The following is a 17,948-nucleotide window of genomic DNA, read 5'->3' as shown; positions in this document are numbered from 1 at the left end:
AGTATCGAAATTACAAGCTTGATCACGTATGGCCACTAAAAAACCAGTTTCCGACTACAGCGAAGCATCCATCCGGGTCCTCAAGGGCCTGGAACCCGTCAAGCAACGCCCGGGTATGTACACCCGCACCGAGAATCCGCTGCACATCATCCAGGAGGTGATCGACAATGCCTCGGACGAAGCGCTGGGCGGACATTGCAAAAACATTATCGTCACGCAGAACGCCGACGGCAGCATCACCGTCGAAGACGACGGCCGCGGCATCCCGGTCGGCCTGCACCCTGAAGAGGGCGTGCCGACGGTGGAAATCGTGTTCACCCGCCTGCACGCGGGCGGCAAGTTCGACAAGGGTTCGGGCGGCGCATACGCCTTCTCCGGCGGTCTGCACGGCGTCGGCGTGTCGGTCACCAACGCGCTGTCCAAGCGCCTGGAGATCACCGTCTGGCGCAAGGAGCCCGACGGCACCGGCCTGCACAAGCTGGCCTTCGAGCACGGCGACGTGGTCGAGCCGCTGTCCTCCGTGGTCGCCCCGCGCGACGGCAAGAAGTCCGGCACCCGCGTCACCGCCTGGCCGGACGCCAAATATTTCGACTCCCCCGCCATCTCGCAGACCGAGTTGCAGCGCCTGTTGCGCTCCAAGGCCGTGCTGCTGCCGGGAGTGACCGTCACGCTGACCAACGCCAAGACCGGCGAATCGCAGGTCTGGCAGTACAACGACGGCCTGCGCGGCTACCTGACCGAGGCGCTGGCCCAGGCCACCGACAGCGAGACCCTGATCCCGCTGTTCGAAGGCGCGCAGTTCGCCGGCCCGGACGCCGAAGGCTTCGCCGAGGGCGAAGGCGCGGCATGGGTGGTGGCATGGACCGAACAGGGCGCCGTGGTGCGCGAATCCTACGTCAACCTGATCCCCACGCCCAACGGCGGCACCCACGAATCGGGCCTGCGCGACGGTTTGTACGGCGCGGTGAAGAACTTCGTCGAGATGCACTCGCTGCTGCCGAAAGGCGTCAAGCTGCTGCCGGAAGACGTGTTCGCGCGCGTCTCGTTCGTGTTGTCGGCCAAGGTGCTGGACCCGCAATTCCAGGGCCAGATCAAGGAACGCCTGAACTCACGCGACGCCGTGCGCCTGGTCTCGACCTACTCGAAGCCGGCGCTGGAGCTGTGGCTGAACCACCACGTCGACTACGGCAAGAAGCTGGCCGAATTGGTCATCAAGCAGGCGCAATCGCGTCTGCGTTCGCTGCAAAAAGTCGAGAAAAAGAAGTCGTCCGGCGTGGCCGTTTTGCCGGGCAAGCTGACCGACTGCGAATCGAGCGACGTCGCCCGCACCGAACTGTTCCTGGTCGAGGGCGACTCGGCGGGCGGTTCGGCCAAGATGGGCCGCGACAAGGAATTCCAGGCCATCCTGCCGCTGCGCGGCAAGGTGCTCAACTCCTGGGAGACCGACCGTGACCGCCTGTTCGCCAACAACGAGATCCACGACATCTCGGTGGCGATCGGCGTCGATCCGCACAACGCCGACACCATGCCGGACCTGAGCGGTCTGCGCTACGGAAAAATCTGCATCCTTTCCGATGCGGACGTCGACGGCTCGCACATCCAGGTCCTGTTATTGACGCTGTTCTTCAAGCACTTCCCCGGCCTGATCGCCAACGGGAACATCTGCATCGCCCGTCCGCCGCTGTACCGCGTCGACGCGCCGGCGCGCGGCAAGAAGCCGATCCAGAAGCTGTACGCGCTCGACGCCGGCGAACTGGTGGCGATCGAGGACAAGCTGCGCAAGGACGGCCTGAAGGAAGGCGCCTGGTCGATCTCGCGCTTCAAAGGCCTGGGCGAGATGAACGCCGAACAGCTGTGGGAAACCACCATGAACCCGGACACCCGCCGGCTGCTGCCGGTGTCGCTGGGCGCCTACGCGCACGGCGAATCGTCGGCGCGCTTCAATATGCTGATGGGTAAAGGCGAAGCGGCCGCGCGCCGCGCCTGGATCGAAGAACACGGCAACGAAGCCGAAGCAGATATCTAATTACTGACCGACTATGACTCATCAAGCAAATCTCTTTGACGAACCGGCGCCGGAAGCGGCGGCGGTGGCTCAACCTGTGGCAACTGCGCCCTCGCCTGCGTCCGAAGCGCCTGTGCAAGCGGCCGGTGACGAGGCCGCACACGGCGGCGAAACCGGCAATCCGCCGGACGGCGGCGCCGGCGGCGGCGACAACGGCGGCAATGACGGCAACGGTGGCAACGGTGGTGGCAACGGCGGCAACGACGGCCCGCTGGGCGGCGGCGATGACGGCGACGGCGGCGACACGCTGACCCTGTCCACCTTCGCCGAACGCGCCTACCTCGACTACGCCATCTCGGTGGTCAAGGGCCGCGCGCTGCCGGACGTGTGCGACGGCCAGAAGCCGGTACAGCGCCGCATCCTGTACGCGATGAACGAAATGGGCCTGAACAGCACCGCCAAGCCGCGCAAGTCCGCGACCGTGGTCGGCGACGTGCTGGGTAAGCTGCACCCGCACGGCGACCAGTCGGTGTACGACGCCATGGTGCGCATGGCGCAGGACTTCTCGCTGCGCTATCCGCTGGTCGACGGCCAGGGTAACTTCGGCTCGCGCGACGGCGACGGCGCCGCGGCAATGCGATACACCGAAGCCCGATTGACGCCGATCGCCAAGGTGCTGCTGGACGAGATCAACCTCGGCACCGTGGAATTCCAGGCCAACTACGACGGCTCGACCGAAGAACCGTGCCTGCTGCCGGCGCGCCTGCCGATGGTGCTGTTGAACGGCGCCTCCGGCATCGCGGTCGGCCTGGCGACGGAAATCCCGTCGCACAACCTGACCGAAGTGGCGCAAGCTGCCGTCGCCATGATCCGCAATCCCAAGATCAGTCACGGCGAATTGATGGCCATGATCCCCGGCCCGGACTTCCCGGGCGGCGGCCAGATCATCACCCCGCCGTCGCAGATCAGCGACATGTATGCGACCGGCCGTGGCAGCATGAAAGTGCGCGCCCGCTGGAAGATCGAAGAACTGGCGCGCGGCCAGTGGCAGGCGGTGGTCACCGAACTGCCGCCGGGCACCTCGTCGCAGAAGGTGCTGGAAGAGATTGAAGAGCTGACCAATCCCAAGATCAAGATGGGCAAGAAGGCGCTGTCGCCGGAACAGATGGCGCTCAAGTCGCTGATCCTGAATTCGCTCGACACCATCCGCGACGAATCGGGCCGCGCCGCGCCGGTGCGCCTGGTGTTCGAACCGAAGTCGAAGAACCAGGACCAGACCGAATTCATGCTGCTGCTGCTGGCGCATACCTCGCTCGAATCGTCGGCCTCGATCAACCTGGTGATGATAGGCGGCGATGGCCGTCCGCGCCAGAAGGGCCTGACCGACATCCTGCAGGAGTGGATCGAATTCCGCTTCGCCACCGTCACCCGCCGCACGCAGTACAAGCTGGGCAAGGTCGACGCGCGCATCCACATCCTGGAAGGCCGCGAGACCATCCTGCTGAACATCGATGAAGTGATCCACATCATCCGCAACTCGGACGAACCGAAAGCGGCGCTGATGGAGCGCTTCCGCCTGTCGGAGATCCAGGCCGAAGACATCCTGGAAATCCGCCTGCGCCAACTGGCCCGCCTGGAAGCGATCAAGATCCAGCAAGAGCTGGCCGAACTGCGCAAGGAAAAAGGCCTGCTGCAAGACCTGCTCGACAACCCATCGTCGATGAAGCGCGCCATCATCAAGGAAATCGACGCCGACGCCAAGACCTACGGCGACGCCCGCCGCACCCTGATCGAGGAAGCGCAGAAAGCCGTGGTCGAACAGAAGGTGGTGGACGAACCGGTCACCGTCATCATTTCCGAAAAAGGTTGGATACGCGCGCGCACCGGCATCGGCCACGACGCCGCGCAGTTCACCTTCAAGGCCGGCGACACGCTGTACGGCGCCTTCGAATGCCGCACGGTGGACAACCTGCTGGCCTTCGGCAGCAACGGCAAGATCTATTCGGTACCGGTAGCCGCCCTGCCCAACGCGCGCGGCGACGGCGTGCCGATCACCACCCTGATCGACCTGGCCAGCGGCGCCCGCATCCAGCACTACTTCGCCGGCACGGGCAGCACGCAGCTGCTGCTGGCGACCAGCGCCGGTTTCGGCTTCATCGCCAAGGCCGGCGACATGGTCAGCCGCATCAAGGGCGGCAAGGCCTTCATCACATTGGAAGACGGCGACGTGCCGCTGCCGCCGGCGGTGATCGCCGACAGCGCCAGCGCGGTAGCCGTGTTGTCGGCCAATGCGCGCGTGCTGGTGTTCGGCATGGACGAGATGAAGGTGCTGACCAACGGCGGCCGCGGCGTGATCCTGATGGAGTTGGACGACAAGGAAACCCTGATCGCGGCCAAGCCTATCAGTCAGAAAGGCGTGATCGTCGCCGGCATCGGCCGTGGCGGCAAGGCGCAGGAAGAACGCCTGTCCGCTTCGGCGCTGGCGGTCCACTTCGGCAAGCGCGCCCGCAAAGGCAAGGCGCTGGCGACCAAGATCAAGCCAACCTCGCTGACGCCTATCGTCTAAAACACACAGACGAAAAAAACCGCCGGCCCGAACGCGATCGAGATCGCGTTCAGTGCCGGCGGTTTTTTTTGCGCTGCCAGTTAGTTCTTGGCGGCTGCGGCTTTGATGTCGGCGGCCGATTTGGCTTTGACGGCATCGGTCTTGTTGGCGGCGATGGCTTTGTCAGCGGTCGCGTCAACGGTTTCCTTGATTGCCTTGGCGTCGGCTTTCACGTCTTTTTTGACGGCTTTTTCTTCAGCCTTGGCGACCGATTTGTCGCCCTTGGCTTCTGCCTTGGCTTTGTCTTCAGGATCGGCCTTGGCTACTTTTTCGTTGGCTTTGGCTTTTTCCACGTCGACGTGGGCAGCGGTGGTGTCATGGGTCTTGTGGGCTTTGGCGATAGCCTTGTCGGTTTTCTTGTCGGCTTTGACATCGGCCTTCAATTCCTTCTGCTGCGCCTTGGCCACGTCCTTGCCGGCTTCATTTTCAGCCTTGACGACGGCCGGGGTTTGAACCGGGGTGGTTTGAGCGTAAGCGGCGGTTGCAAACAGGCCGGCGATCAGGGTAGCGATAATCTTGTTCATGGTGTTTCCTCTCAAAGTTTATTTGGATGTGTTCTTGTCTGTCCACGTATCCAGAATAGGCCGATGAGAGGAAGCACTCTGTACGGTACCGTACTTAACGCTAATTACCTGCCCGCCCCCGGGCGCGAGTACAAATCGATGATGGTGCCAATGGCGTCGGCGCAGACGGCGCAGAACTTCTCGCTGCGATCGAACATAATGCACTGCATTTGCGGGCGGTAGTAGCCGCTGGCCTCATAGTTCGCGCCCTCGAACGCACCCACCGTGTGGAAGTGCGGGTCCTTGGAGAACAGCGCATTGGTCGATTCCAGGTCCTTGCGGAACAAGGCGCTCATCTCCGATTCCGGACGGTTGACGGCCCTCAGCGCGGCGCGCTCCTTCTGATAGGCGCGCGATGCGGTTTCATAGGTCTCCTTGGCCCACGGCGTCGGCAGCGGCGTGCCGTCCTTGACGAACTTCTTCCATTTCAGATTGGCCGGATCACGCAGCGCGGTCGCATTCGGCTCCCATGGCTCCTGACGCGTGCCGTTCGACTGGTAGGCCACCGGCGAAGTGTAGTACTCGTCGGCCAGGCCGGCGAAGTGGTGGCCGAATTCGTGCACGAACAGGTAGTTGGCCCAGTCGTTGTTGGCCGCCGCTGTGCTGAACTGGCCGAAGATGCCGCCACCGCCGTAGGTCTCGTTGTTCACCAAAATCTCGATGAACTCATACGGCGCGTACTGCGCCAGTTCGCGCAGCGCGCGGTTGTCGGTGGTGAGCACATAACGCTCGCTGCCGAAGATGTCGTAGCGGGTGCCCAGCGGCGACGCGTGGTGCACGCCGGTCGAAGGACGCGACACGCCCGATTCCTCGGTCGGCAGCGCCAGCGCCCAGACGTTGAAATCCTTGGCGCGCTCCTTGAACGGCGAGGTGGCGAACAGATGGTCGGCCAGCTTGCGCGCGGTCGCTTCGAACTTGGCCATGTCGGCCTTGGTGTAGCCGTCACCCAGGATCAGCAGGTCGACCTTGTCGGGCGACGGGCCGTTGACGCGAATGGCGATCGGCTTCGGCGCCGCCGCCATCGATGCGGGAGGCGTCTGCTTGCGCACCACGTCCATCGCATCGGTATCGACATCGGCGGTCCACACCACCGAGAAGGCGTTGCGGTCGTCGCGCTTCAGGATGCGCACGCGCACCGGGCGGTCCGGCTTGGGAAAGCGCACCGATTCCTGGAAGCCGCGATTGGCGTGCGCCGCCTCGTCGGTGCTGCGCCATTCTGCGAACACGGTCGAGAAGCCGCGCGAGTACAGCAGCTCGCCGGTCTTGGCGTCCACCACTTCGACCATGTTGTTACCGCGATTGGTGTCGTCGATGGTGCGGCGCATATCGCCCGGCCACGGCAGCGGCTCGATCACCACGCGCTCCATCGCATAGCTTTCATTGAGCGCGTTGCCGCTGTGGAGATAGTCGAGACGGACGGTGGCGGGTTGCGCGGCCATCGCTGGCAGCGCGGCGACAGCCACGAAAGCGGCCAACGCAAAAGATACGAAGCGGTTCATGGAACTCCTATGGTTCAGTGTACGGTGACCGCCATTGTAATCCCGCTCAGCGCGGGAGGCGATCTGATGCGGCCTTTTCCTGGGCTCAAAGTACGCCTGTCGACAGCTCTCCATAGGCTTGGGTATTCCAAATCTCAACTCAGTCTAATTCCGTCTGATTGGAGCCGAATGCGGCTAATTGAGTCCAAAATTCCAAGGCGTTACCTAAAACAGTCCATGAAATCCGGTAGCCAAATCTAATTTGATCGCGTTTTATAAAGCGAAAGTCCAAAACGAACCATAGTCCTGTTCCGTGGTCCAACTTATAGACCCATTTTGAAAGGACTCAATCATGGCATATGAAGCGAAGCGCCCCATATACCTGCCTTTAACCGACTTTATGAACCTGGAATTCCATTTAATGGCTACACGACCAGGTGTTAAACCTGATGCCTTTGTGACGGAGCTGGTCAAGCGCTGGTTGGCGATTGAAATGGAGCGACTCGCGCTGCGCAAGAACGGTCGGGCGATGCGCGGGTTTCAATGGAAAAATGTCTTCATACCAGACGGAACCAATTTGCGAACCAGCTACCACCACACAATTGAATTCGCCAAGGTGGTCGGTGATCGCATCCTGTCCGATGATGGCGAGTCCTTGACTCCTTCGCTGTTCGCCAATCGTCACGCGAAGGGACGCAACGCCTGGCGCTTCGTTTGGCTCCGCTTTCCTGGCGACGATTACTGGATCCGTGCCGACAGTTGCAGGTCGCGCTTTGCCGAGCAGCTCCAAAGGCGCGCAATAAACGAGGCTGCTATATCCGGACCAGTCTAAGTAGCCATGATGAAGAGTCTAATCCGGTCCTGAGGTTGCTTTGCGAAGACGATATCAGTCTAGCGAATCTGGCATTCCGGCGATTCCAGTCTAGAAAACTCAGCACCCCGGGGATTCTAGACGCCACTAGACTGAATCGGCGCGGTTTTGATCGAATTAGACTCTATGGCCGAAAAGAATACCCACACCTCCGGGTCTGAGTTTGCTTCTCGCTTATTCGTGGCGAATCTAGTTTTTCTGCACCAGCGACTGGCCGATGTCGAGCGGCCGGATGTCCAGCCGCATATTCAAAATCGAGTAGCTTTGCGGCGCCGCCGACGCGTAGCCGACGCTGTCGCGCGTCTTGGAGAAGGTGAACTGGAAGCCTAGCTCCGGCAGCGGCGTATTGCGGCCGCTGGTGGCGATGCCGATTGCCTCGCTGCGGCGGTTGTTCATCAGGTTCTCCATCAGCTCGACCACCGCGTTCTTGCCCAGGATATCGGCCGAGAACACCGGCTCGTGCAGCACCGCCGCATGCGCCTTCAACTTGCCGGACGCTTTGGCCTCCGAAGGCGTGAAGGTGTGCGTGCCCAAGTCGTACTTGTCGCCCCGGTCCAGATAGCTGATGACGGCGTTGGAGACGTTGAAGCCGGCGTTGGCCGGATCGGTGGTGGCGCGCGTCAGGTCGATCAGCAGCGCGCCCTTGTGGCCGACGATCTCCACCCGCCGCCGGCTGTCCACCACCATCGCCGTGTTCTCGTCGATGCCCAGCCCGAACTTGTAGCCCTTCTTCAGCATGGCCGGGATCATGCGCGCGAAGCGGCCGCGCACCAGCAGGTGCTGGTCGACGAAGACATCGTCGCCGATGAAACCCAGCCCCGGCGCGATCTCCCTGCCCTCGGTCACGCCGCCGCGCAAAGTGGCGAACACCGTGTTCGGCGCATAGAACATGGTGCTGCTCATGATGGCCGCGCCGGCGCTGCTGCCCGCCACCACGCCGCCGTTGCGGTACAGCTCCCACACGGCATCCAGCACCGCGCTGCGGCTGCCGTCCTCACGCACCAGCGCCTGCGTGATGCGGGCCTGGTCGCCGCCGACGAAGAACACGCCGCCGGCGCCGCGCACTGCCGCCGCCAGTTCGGGATCGTCGGCCGCCTTGCGGAAATCGCTGTCGGCCAGCTTGACGGCCAGCGGCACCAGGAAGGCGTCCGCACCGTACTGCTTGAGGAAACCGACGATGGCCGCGCCCACCGGCGCCGGATCGGCGGCGGCCGACGGCAGCACCGCCACGCGCGCGCCCGGCCCGCCCGCCAGTTGCACGATGCGCTGCCAGACGTCGGCGTTATCCTGCCGCAGATTGCCGCCGATAATCACCAGCGAGCCCTTGGGAGCGGACGGCCCAGCGGTCGAAGCGGCCAGCGCCCCGCCCAGCGGCACCGCCAACATCAGCGCCGCCTGCAAGCAATGCTTCAAGATTGACATCCGCATAAGCGCCCCCGCAATGAAAAATGGGATGGAGCCAGAGGCGCCATCCCATCCAATATACCCGATTTCGCGCGGCCGTCGACGCTATCAGCGGTAGCGGTACAGCGGCTGCTGCAGCTGGATAGGCCGGATATCCATGCGCAGCTTGAGCACCGAATACGCCTCGACCTCGGTCGAGCTGTAGCCGACGCTGTTGATGGTTTTACTGAAGCGGAACTCGAAGCCCAGGTCCGGATAGGCGTCGCGCGGATTGCCGAAGGCGATGCCTATGGCTTCCTGCTGGGCGTTGTCGATCAGGTTGACCATCAGGTCCAGCACCGCGTTGTTGCCCAGGATGTCGTTGGTGAACACCGGCTCGCGCGTGTCCGGCTGGTTGGGATCGAGCTTGTTGTCGGCCTTGTCCGGCGACGGCGTGAACTCGCGCGACACCAGGTTGAACTTGTCGCCCCGGTCCAGATAACTGATGGTGGCGTTGCTGATGTTGAAGCCCTTGATGCCACGGTCGGTGATCGCCGCCGACAGGTCCAGCAGCAGCGCGCCGCTGTAGCCGATGATCTCGACGTCGCGCCGGGCGTTGACCACCATGGCGCTGTTCTCGTCGATGCCCAGGCCGATCTGGTAGCCCTTCTTCAGCATCACCGGGATCATGCGGGCGAAGCGGCCGCGCACCAGCAGGTGCTGGTCGACGAACACGTCGTCGCCGATGAAGCCCAGGCCCGAGGCGATTTCGTGGCCGTCGTTGACGCCCTGCTTGAGCATGTCCAGGGTCGGCTTGGCGTCGTAGAACATGGTGGTGCTCATGATGGCCGCGCCGGCGCTGGAACCAGCCACCACGCCGCCGTCGCGGTACACGTCCCACACCGCGTCCAGCGCCGCCGTGTGCTTGCCGTCCGGGCGCACCAGCGCCTTGGTGATGCGGGCCTGGTCGCCGCCGGTGAAGTAGATGCCGGTGGCCGAATGGATGGCCGCCACCACTTCCGGATCTTCGGCCGCCTTGCGGTAGTCGCTATTGGGCAGCGTGACGCCGAGCGGAATGAAGAACGCCTGCGCGCCATATTGATTCAGCTTGTTGACGGTGTTCTGGGCCGACTTCTCGGGATTGATCGAGGCCGAGCCGAACACGCCGATGCGCGCGCCCTTGCCGCCGGCCAGGGTGACGATGCGCTGCCAGACTTCGGCGTTGTCGGCCCGCAGGCCGCCGCCGATGATGACCAGGTTGCCCGCCGGCGGCGCCAGCACCGGCTTGGGCGGCGGCACCGCCTTGGCCGGCTTGCTGGACTTGACCGGCGCCTTGGCGGCCGGCGCCGATCCGGCCACCTGCGCCGCACACACGCCCGCGCCGGCGACTACCAGCAGCCATAGCATGACGAGACGCCGCAGTGTAAAACCTGTTAATTTCATGTTGCCCTTCCGATGAAAACCGGCGCCACGCTCACGCGCGGCGCCGTCGATAATGCAGATGATACCAATCAATTACTCAATCCGGCTTAAAGCATCATTACGTTACATTACTTGAAAGCGTAATTGGCGCTGGCATAGAAGCGCCGGCCGCGCGGATCGGTGTAGGTCGGATCATAGCCCGAGATGAAGTAAAAGGCCTGATTCGAGTATGGCGGCGCGGCGTTGAACAGGTTCTGCACCCCGGCGCGCAGCTTGAAAGCCTTGTTGACCTGCCAGGCGCCCGACATATCCCACAGCGAATAGGCCTTCACATGGTTGGCCGCCACCACCGTGCCGTCGTCGGTGTTGATCGCCGAGTTCTGGTCTTCATAGCCGCTCGACCAGGTGTTCGACAGGCTGGCCGAGTACGGGCCGCGGTCCCAGTCGAAGGTGACCGTGTGGCGCCAGCGCGGCACCACGCCGTCGGTGACGAAGCGTCCCAGGTTGCTCAGGTAGGGGTCGCCCACCGCGTTCTGGATCTTCGAGTTGAGCACATAGGTGCCCGACAGGTGGCCGCCGAAATTGCCGGCCCAGGTCTTCACGCCACGGTAGTCCAAGGTCAGGTCCAGGCCCGTGGCCAGCTGGGCGCCACGGTTTTCCTTGCGCAGCTCGATGTAGTCGATGGCGTCGTCCGCGTCACGGTGCACCAGGTTGCCGTACTTGGCCAGGTTGCCCAGGATGACGTCGTCGCCGATCTCGCTGATCAGGTCCGTGCGCTTGATGTTCCAGTAGTCCAGCGTCATCGTCACCTGCTTGGACGGCTCGATCACCATGCCCACCGAGTACTGGCGGCTGTGCTCAGGCTTCAGCTGCGCGTTCGAATAGCGACGGGTATTCCAGTTGTCGGCGCAGTCGGCCAGGCTGTTGTCCACCTTCGCGCAGGCGACAGGATCGGGCAGCGTCGCGGTGGCGCTGTAGATGGTCGGGCGGTACAGGTCCGACATCGACGGCGCGCGGAAACCGCGCCCGGCCGAGGCGCGGAACAGCATGGTCTTGGCCGGCATATAGGTCACGCCCACCTTCGGGCTGGCGGCGCCGCCGACCACCTGGTAATGGTCGTAGCGCGCCGACAGCTGCGCTTCCCACTGCTTGGTGAACGGCAGCAGCAGCTCGCCGTACACCGCCTGCACCGTGCGTTTGTCGCTGGTGGCGCGGCCGCCTTCGGGCGCGGCGTCGTTGTTGATGTTATCGCTCAGCAGCAGCGCCGACGGCGTGAAGTCGGTGCGCTCGTGGCGCACCTCGCCGCCGATCGCCAGCGCCGCCTCGCCGCCGGCCAGCGTGCCGACCGCGTGCGAGACCTTGAAGTCGAGCGAATCCATCACCCCGCGCGCGTGGCGCACGTCGTCGTTGACCTGGATCGAATCGAGCAGCGCCACGCCCGCCGCGCTGGACGGGCCGAAGGGATTGATCACGCCGTCGTAGATGCCTTTCACCAGCTTGTCGTACAGCAGATAGCCGTGGGTGTCCTTGTCCTTGATGGTGTTGACGCTGTGGTTCAAGCCGATGTCGTAATCGAAGCCGTTGGCGCTGCCGGTCAGGCCGACCACGAAGCGCTGGCTTTCGCTGGTCAATTCGCTGGTGCGGCGGCCGGCGTCGTTGAGGCGGATGCGCAGCTGGACATCGCCGACCACGTCGTCGTCCGCGCTGGCCTCGTCCGAATCCAGGTTGTACTTGGCCAGGCCCGGTATCTTCTTGTAGTTGATCGGCGCCTGCACGCGCGCCGTCGAGGCCACGTAGTTGGTCTTCGAGCGGCTCAACGCGATCTCGGCGAACAGCTGGTTGTCGGCGTTCAGCTGCAGCACGCCGCGGCTGAGGAAATTAGCCTTGTCCGACTTCGGATACAGCTCGGTGTCGCCCATGTAGTTGTAGGTGCAGGCGTCGACCCCGCCGATACCGGCCGGCAGGTACAGATTGGCCGGCGGCGCGCAGCCCGGCACCGACAGGTTGATGGTGCGGTTGGTCAGCGGCTTGCCGTTGAGGGTGAAGCCGTTGTCGTTCAGGTAGTCGCGCTGGGCGCCGGTCAGGCGGATATTGGCCGGCGAGGTATAGCCGGACAGCAGGTGCGGCAGGCGCTCGGGGATCTGCAGGTTGCCGATGAACTTGCGCTGCGAGGTGCTCAGGGCGTCGGTGCGCTGCACGTCCACCACCGCGAACACATTGTAGCCATCCTTGTTCAAGTCGCCGGTGCCGGCGGTCAGCGTGGCGGTGCGCTTGCCGGCGCCGCCCTCCTGGGTCTTGCCGCCGTAGGCGTTCAGCTCCACGCCCTGGAAATCCTTGCGGGTGATGAAGTTGATCACGCCGCCGATGGCGTCGGTGCCGTATAGCGCCGAGGCGCCGTCCAGCAGCACCTCGACGCGCTGGATGGCGGCGGCCGGGATGTTGTTCAAGTCGACGCCGGTGTCGTCGCCGGGCGAGGCGAAGTTGGCCATGCGGCGGCCGTTGAGCAGCACCAGCGTGGACGAGGTGCCGATGCCGCGCAGGTTGGCGCTGTTGAAGCCGCGCTGGTCGTGGCCGTCGGTGATGCTGGCGCCGTCGGTCAGGCCGCCGACGTTGGCCGACACGCGCGCCATCAGCTCCGAGGCGGTGGTGACGCCGGCCTTCTCGATCTCCTCGCGGGTGATGACCTGCACCGGCAGCGCGGTTTCCGATTCGATGCGGCGGATCGCCGAACCGGTGATCTCCACCTTCGGCAGCAAGGCCGGATTGGCCGGCGAATCTTGCCCCTGCGCTTGCGCCAGCGCCGGCTGGCCGAGCAGGCCGACCACGGCGCCCACGCTCAAGGCCAGGCGCACCGACCGCGCCATCATCGTCACCCGCATGCTTTGCACATCACCCATGATTTTCTCTCTGATTGTTATATAAATGATTCTATTAAACTAACTGTACGCACATCGCCGGGAAAACTCAAGAAACCGGGCCGCCTTTCGCCGTGCAGCGATTTACTTTGTGAAAATAGTGCTACATACTCAATCTTTGTCGAAAAAGTCCTTCCTGCCATGCAAGTACACAAACATCCCCTGTCTGGCCCGCACAGCAACGCCAGCTTTGAACTGACCAGCCTTCACTACGGCCGCCCCGGCGCCGGCAAGAAGGTCTACATCCAGGCCTCGCTGCACGCCGACGAAGTGCCCGGCATGCTGGTGGCGCAAACCCTGCGCAAGGAGCTGGGCGCGCTGGAAGCGGCCGGCCGCATCACCGGCGAAGTGATACTGGTGCCGGCCGCCAATCCGATCGGCCTGGCGCAGGCGATCCACGGCGCCGCCTTCGGCCGCTTCGACCTCACCACCGGCATCAACTTCAACCGCTCGTACAAGCACGTGGCGGACGACCTGAAAAAATCGCTGGACGGCCTGCTGGGCGCGGACGCCGACGCCAACGTGCGCCTGATCCGCGAACACGCGCGCGCCTCGATCGCCGCCTGGCAGCCGGCCACCGACGCCGACACGCTGAAGAAAACCCTGATGACGCTGGCGATCGACGCCGACATCGTGCTCGATCTGCACTGCGACAACGAGGCGGCGCTGCACATCTACGCCGGCACGCCGCTGGCCGAGGGCGTCGCGCCGCTGGCGGCCATCCTGGGCGCGCACGCGCTGCTGCTGGCCTACCAGGCCGGCGGCGAACCGTTCGACGAAGCCTGCAGCCGCCTGTGGTGGGACCTGGACAAACACTTCGAAGGCCGCTATCCGATCCCTGCAGCCTGCCTGTCGACCACCGTCGAACTGCGCGGCGAAATGGAAGTGAGCTACGCGCTGGCCGAGCAGGACGCCGCCGGCCTGCTGCAGTTCCTGACGCTGAACGGCGTGCTGCAGGCGCCGGACGCCGCGGCCGCAGCGGCAGCCGCCGTGCTGCCCGCGCCGCTGTGCGCCGCCACGCCGCTGGAGGGCGTCGAGCCGCTGTACGCGCCGCACGCCGGCATCCTGGTCTACACCCGCGACTTGGGCGCGCGCGTGGCGCCGGGCGACGCCGTGGCCGACCTGATCGACCCGGTCAGCGGCGAGACCACGGTGATACGCGCCGGCGTGGCCGGCGTGTTCTTTGCCCGCAGCGCGCACCGCCATGTGATCCGTGGCATGAACGTCGGCAAAGTCGCCGGCGCCGAAGCCTACCGCGCCGGCGACCTGCTGAGCCAATAACGCTGTATAAAAAAATGACCACTAAAAAATTCAAGCTGCCGCACACCTTCGTCCTGCTGTTCATCATCCTGGCCCTGATCGCGGCGGCCACCTGGCTGGTCCCCGGCGGCAAGTACGACACCCACCTGGTCAACGGCAAGCAGCTGATCGATCCGTCCAGCTTCCACTACATCGCCAGCGCGCCGCAGGGCGTGACGGCGCTGATGAAGGCGCCGATCAAGGGCTTCGTCGACGCCGCGCTGATCATCGGCTTCGTGCTGATCGTCGGCGGCGCCTTCTCGGTGCTGCAGAAGACCGAGGCGGTCGACTCGATGATCAAGTCGCTGGCGCGCGCGCACGACAGCTCGGTGTTCATCCAGAAGGCGTTGATACCGGTGTTCGTCACCATGTTCTCGATCGGCGGCGCCACCTTCGGCATGAATGAAGAAGCCATACCGTTTATACTGATTTTCGTGCCGCTGGCGCTGGCCCTGGGCTACGACACCGTCACCGGCGTGTCGATCCCCTTCCTCGGTTCGCAGGTCGGTTTTTCGGCGGCGTTTCTGAATCCCTTCAACGTCGGCATCGCCCAGGGCATCGCCGGCGTGCCGGTGTTCTCCGGCTGGGCGTATCGGCTGATCGTGTGGTTCATCGCCACCGCCATCACCATCGTGTTCCTGATGTGGTACGCGGCGCGCGTGAAGAAAAGTCCGGAACTGAGCCCGACCTACGCGCTGGACCTGGACAAGCGCCGCGAGCAGCCGCACGGCCTGGGCGAATTCCACGGCATGACCGGGCGCCACAAGCTGGTGCTGGCGATCTTCGTCGGTTCGCTGGCGATCATGGTGGGCGGCGTGGTCGGCTACGACTGGTACATCGACGAAATCGCCGCGCTGTTCCTGACCATGGGCATCGTCATCGGCCTGGTGGGCAAGCTCGATTCGAACCAGATCGTCGAAGGCTTCATCCAGGGCGCGCGCGACCTGGTGGGCACGGCGCTGGTGATCGCGCTGGCGCGCGGCACCATGATCCTGGCGCGTGACGCCCACATCATCGACACCATGCTGCACTCGCTGATGCCGCTGGTGCAGTCGTCCAGCCCGATCTTCGCGGCGTGGAAGATGTTCGGCATCCAGACCGTGATCAACTTCTTCATCCACTCCGGCAGCGGCCAGGCCGCGCTGACCATGCCGATCATGGCGCCGCTGGCCGACCTGGTGGGCGTGACGCGGCAGACGGCGATCCTGGCGTTCCAGTTCGGCGAGTTCACCACGCCGATGATACCGACCTCCGGCATCACCGTCGGCGTACTGGCGCTGGCGCGCATCCCATGGATCACCTGGGCGAAATGGATGGTGCCGCTGCAGCTGATCTACGCCGTGCTGGCGCTGGCCTTGCTGGTGCCGCCGTGCCTGATGAACTGGCAGTAACGGTCGGGGGTCAAGTCTGACATTCGGACACGGACTTAACTGTAGGGCGCGTTACAGTTGAGCTCATGTCCGAATGTCAGACTTGACCCCACTAATTGCTGTAGATGTTGGGGAAGTAGCGCTCCATCAGCGTGGTCGGCCGGGCCGGCGGCGTGAAGCCGAACTTTTCGTACAGGCCATGCGCGTCGCCGGTCGCCAGCGTGAAGCGGCGCAGGCCCTGCAGGTCCGGGTGGCCCAGCACCGCCTCCATCAACTGCGTGCTGTAGCCCCGCCCGCGAAACTCCGGCAGCACGAACACATCGACCAGGTTGGCGAAGGTGGCGCAGTCGGTCACCACCCGCGCGAAGCCGATCTGCCGTCCGTCCAGGTAGGCGCCAAAGCACAGCGAATTGTCGATCGCCCGCTCCAGCACCGGCAGCGGCATGCCGATCGCCCATGTCGACTGCTCGCTGATAAATTGATAAATCAGCGGCACGTCCAGATCCGCCTTGTTGGTGCTGATGTGCAGAGTCGTCATGATTTCGATAGCCAAAATAGTAATGTTGACATATTTTTGAGCAGCTTGCGGTTTATAATCGGTGCTGACATCAATTACGCGCACAAGACTTCCCCACTATGACAGCACAACTTTCCAAAAAAAGCGAAGCCTGGTCGGCCCGTTTTAACGAACCCGTCTCGGACCTGGTCAAACGCTACACCGCTTCCGTCTTCTTCGACAAGCGCCTGGCCAAGGCCGACATCCAGGGCTCGCTGGCCCACGCCGAAATGCTGGCCGCGCAAGGCATCATCAGCGCCGCCGACCGCGCCGAGATCGAGCGCGGCATGGCGCAAATCTCGTCCGAGATCGAAGCCGGCCAGTTCGAATGGCTGCTGGACCTGGAAGACGTCCACCTGAATATCGAAAAACGCCTGACCGAACTGGTAGGCGACGCCGGCAAGCGCCTGCACACCGGCCGCTCCCGCAACGACCAGGTGGCCACCGACATCCGCCTCTACGTGCGCTCCGCCATCGACGACGTGGTCGACCTGCTGGCAGCCCTGCGCGGCGCCCTGACCGACCTGGCCGAGAAAAACGCCGACACCATCATGCCCGGCTTCACCCACATGCAAGTGGCGCAGCCGATCACCTTCGGCCACCACATGCTGGCCTACGTCGAAATGTTCGGCCGCGACGCCGAGCGCATGGCCGACTGCCGCAAGCGCGTCAACCGCCTGCCGCTGGGCGCCGCCGCGCTGGCCGGCACCACCTTCCCGATCGACCGCGAACGCGTCGCCAAAACGCTGGGCTTCGACGACGTCTGCCACAACTCGCTGGACGCCGTCTCCGACCGCGACTTCGCCATCGAGTTCACCGCCGCCGCCTCGCTGATCATGACCCACGTGTCGCGCATGTCGGAAGAGCTGGTGATCTGGATGAGCCCACGCGTGGGCTTCATCGACATCGCCGACCGCTTCTGCACCGGCTCGTCGATCATGCCGCAAAAGAAAAACCCGGACGTGCCGGAACTGGCGCGCGGTAAAACGGGCCGCGTGTACGGCCACCTGATGGGCCTCCTGACCCTGATGAAAGGCCAGCCGCTGGCCTACAACAAGGACAACCAGGAAGACAAGGAACCGCTGTTCGACACCGTCGACACCGTGGTCGACACGCTGCGCATCTTTGCCGACATGGCCGGCGGCATCAGCGTCAAGCCGGAAGCGATGCGCGCCGCCGCCCTGCAGGGCTACGCCACCGCCACCGACCTGGCCGACTACCTGGTCAAGAAAGGCCTGCCGTTCCGCGACGCCCACGAAGCCGTGGCCCACGCCGTGCGCGCCTGCGACGACCTGAAGATCGACCTGTCGGAAATGTCGCTCGACCAGCTGCGCGCCTACTCGGCGCTGATCGACGACGACGTCTTCGCCGTGCTGACGCTGGAAGGCTCGGTCGCCGCGCGCGACCACGTCGGCGGCACCGCCCCTAACCAGGTGCGCAAGGCCATCGCCCGCGTGCGCGAGCAGCTGGCCAAATAAGGC

General features: G+C 64.1%; 12 protein-coding genes. 6 read left to right on the top strand and 6 right to left on the bottom strand.

Features of this window, described 5'->3' with window-relative positions; translation table 11 throughout:
- Positions 1-28 precede the first annotated feature (28 nt).
- Together D0T21_RS18760 and parC are read left to right on the top strand one after the other, a co-directional pair.
- Positions 29-2,026, top strand: coding sequence for a DNA topoisomerase IV subunit B (locus tag D0T21_RS18760; RefSeq protein WP_116994461.1), 1,998 nt, complete (start codon positions 29-31; stop codon positions 2,024-2,026).
- Positions 2,027-2,039: 13 nt separating this feature from the next.
- Positions 2,040-4,571 (top strand): DNA topoisomerase IV subunit A, encoded by a 2,532-nt coding sequence (gene parC, locus D0T21_RS18755; protein WP_229211544.1) that lies wholly within the window; start codon positions 2,040-2,042, stop codon positions 4,569-4,571.
- A gap of 80 nt (positions 4,572-4,651) precedes the next feature.
- On the opposite strand, the gene D0T21_RS18750 is transcribed toward parC, so the two are convergent.
- Positions 4,652-5,134 carry a hypothetical protein gene (locus D0T21_RS18750; protein ID WP_116991679.1) on the bottom strand — a complete coding sequence of 161 codons (483 nt, stop codon included), beginning with the start codon at positions 5,132-5,134 and terminating at the stop codon, positions 4,652-4,654.
- 104 nt (positions 5,135-5,238) lie between these two features.
- A complete protein-coding gene (locus D0T21_RS18745) occupies positions 5,239-6,672 on the bottom strand; it encodes an IgA Peptidase M64 (protein ID WP_116991681.1) in 1,434 nt (477 codons plus the stop codon).
- A gap of 331 nt (positions 6,673-7,003) precedes the next feature.
- Here D0T21_RS18745 and D0T21_RS18740 point away from each other — a divergent pair, with 331 nt between their 5' ends.
- Positions 7,004-7,483, top strand: coding sequence for a hypothetical protein (locus D0T21_RS18740; RefSeq protein ID WP_116991683.1), 480 nt, complete (start codon positions 7,004-7,006; stop codon positions 7,481-7,483).
- A 228-nt stretch (positions 7,484-7,711) separates the two neighbouring features.
- Here D0T21_RS18740 and D0T21_RS18735 read toward each other — a convergent pair whose 3' ends face one another.
- The 3 genes from D0T21_RS18735 to D0T21_RS18725 form a co-directional block, all read right to left on the bottom strand.
- Positions 7,712-8,944, bottom strand: a complete 1,233-nt coding sequence (locus D0T21_RS18735) for a cyanophycinase (protein WP_373886684.1) — start codon at positions 8,942-8,944, stop codon at positions 7,712-7,714.
- A 90-nt stretch (positions 8,945-9,034) separates the two neighbouring features.
- Positions 9,035-10,312, bottom strand: coding sequence for a cyanophycinase (locus tag D0T21_RS18730; protein ID WP_229211543.1), 1,278 nt, complete (start codon positions 10,310-10,312; stop codon positions 9,035-9,037).
- Positions 10,313-10,455: 143 nt separating this feature from the next.
- The gene (locus tag D0T21_RS18725; protein WP_199539641.1) at positions 10,456-13,224 is read right to left on the bottom strand and encodes a TonB-dependent receptor; all 2,769 of its coding nucleotides are present in this window, start codon (positions 13,222-13,224) and stop codon (positions 10,456-10,458) included.
- A gap of 159 nt (positions 13,225-13,383) precedes the next feature.
- Between D0T21_RS18725 and D0T21_RS18720 the strand changes: the two genes are divergently transcribed.
- Both D0T21_RS18720 and D0T21_RS18715 read left to right on the top strand, forming a co-directional pair.
- Positions 13,384-14,523, top strand: a complete 1,140-nt coding sequence (locus D0T21_RS18720) for a succinylglutamate desuccinylase/aspartoacylase family protein (RefSeq protein ID WP_116991688.1) — start codon at positions 13,384-13,386, stop codon at positions 14,521-14,523.
- Between the two features lie 14 nt (positions 14,524-14,537).
- Positions 14,538-15,932 (top strand): YfcC family protein, encoded by a 1,395-nt coding sequence (locus tag D0T21_RS18715; RefSeq protein WP_116991690.1) that lies wholly within the window; start codon positions 14,538-14,540, stop codon positions 15,930-15,932.
- 91 nt (positions 15,933-16,023) lie between these two features.
- On the opposite strand, the gene D0T21_RS18710 is transcribed toward D0T21_RS18715, so the two are convergent.
- Positions 16,024-16,449, bottom strand: coding sequence for a GNAT family N-acetyltransferase (locus D0T21_RS18710; protein WP_116991877.1), 426 nt, complete (start codon positions 16,447-16,449; stop codon positions 16,024-16,026).
- Positions 16,450-16,547: 98 nt separating this feature from the next.
- Here D0T21_RS18710 and argH point away from each other — a divergent pair, with 98 nt between their 5' ends.
- Positions 16,548-17,945 (top strand): argininosuccinate lyase, encoded by a 1,398-nt coding sequence (gene argH, locus D0T21_RS18705; RefSeq protein WP_116991692.1) that lies wholly within the window; start codon positions 16,548-16,550, stop codon positions 17,943-17,945.
- Positions 17,946-17,948 lie beyond the last annotated feature (3 nt).

The sequence above is a fragment of the Duganella sp. BJB476 genome, assembly GCF_003416895.1.
Lineage (GTDB): Bacteria > Pseudomonadota > Gammaproteobacteria > Burkholderiales > Burkholderiaceae_D > Rugamonas.
Note: the sequence above shows the minus strand (reverse complement) of the source record. Positions and strands in the feature narration are given on the sequence as shown.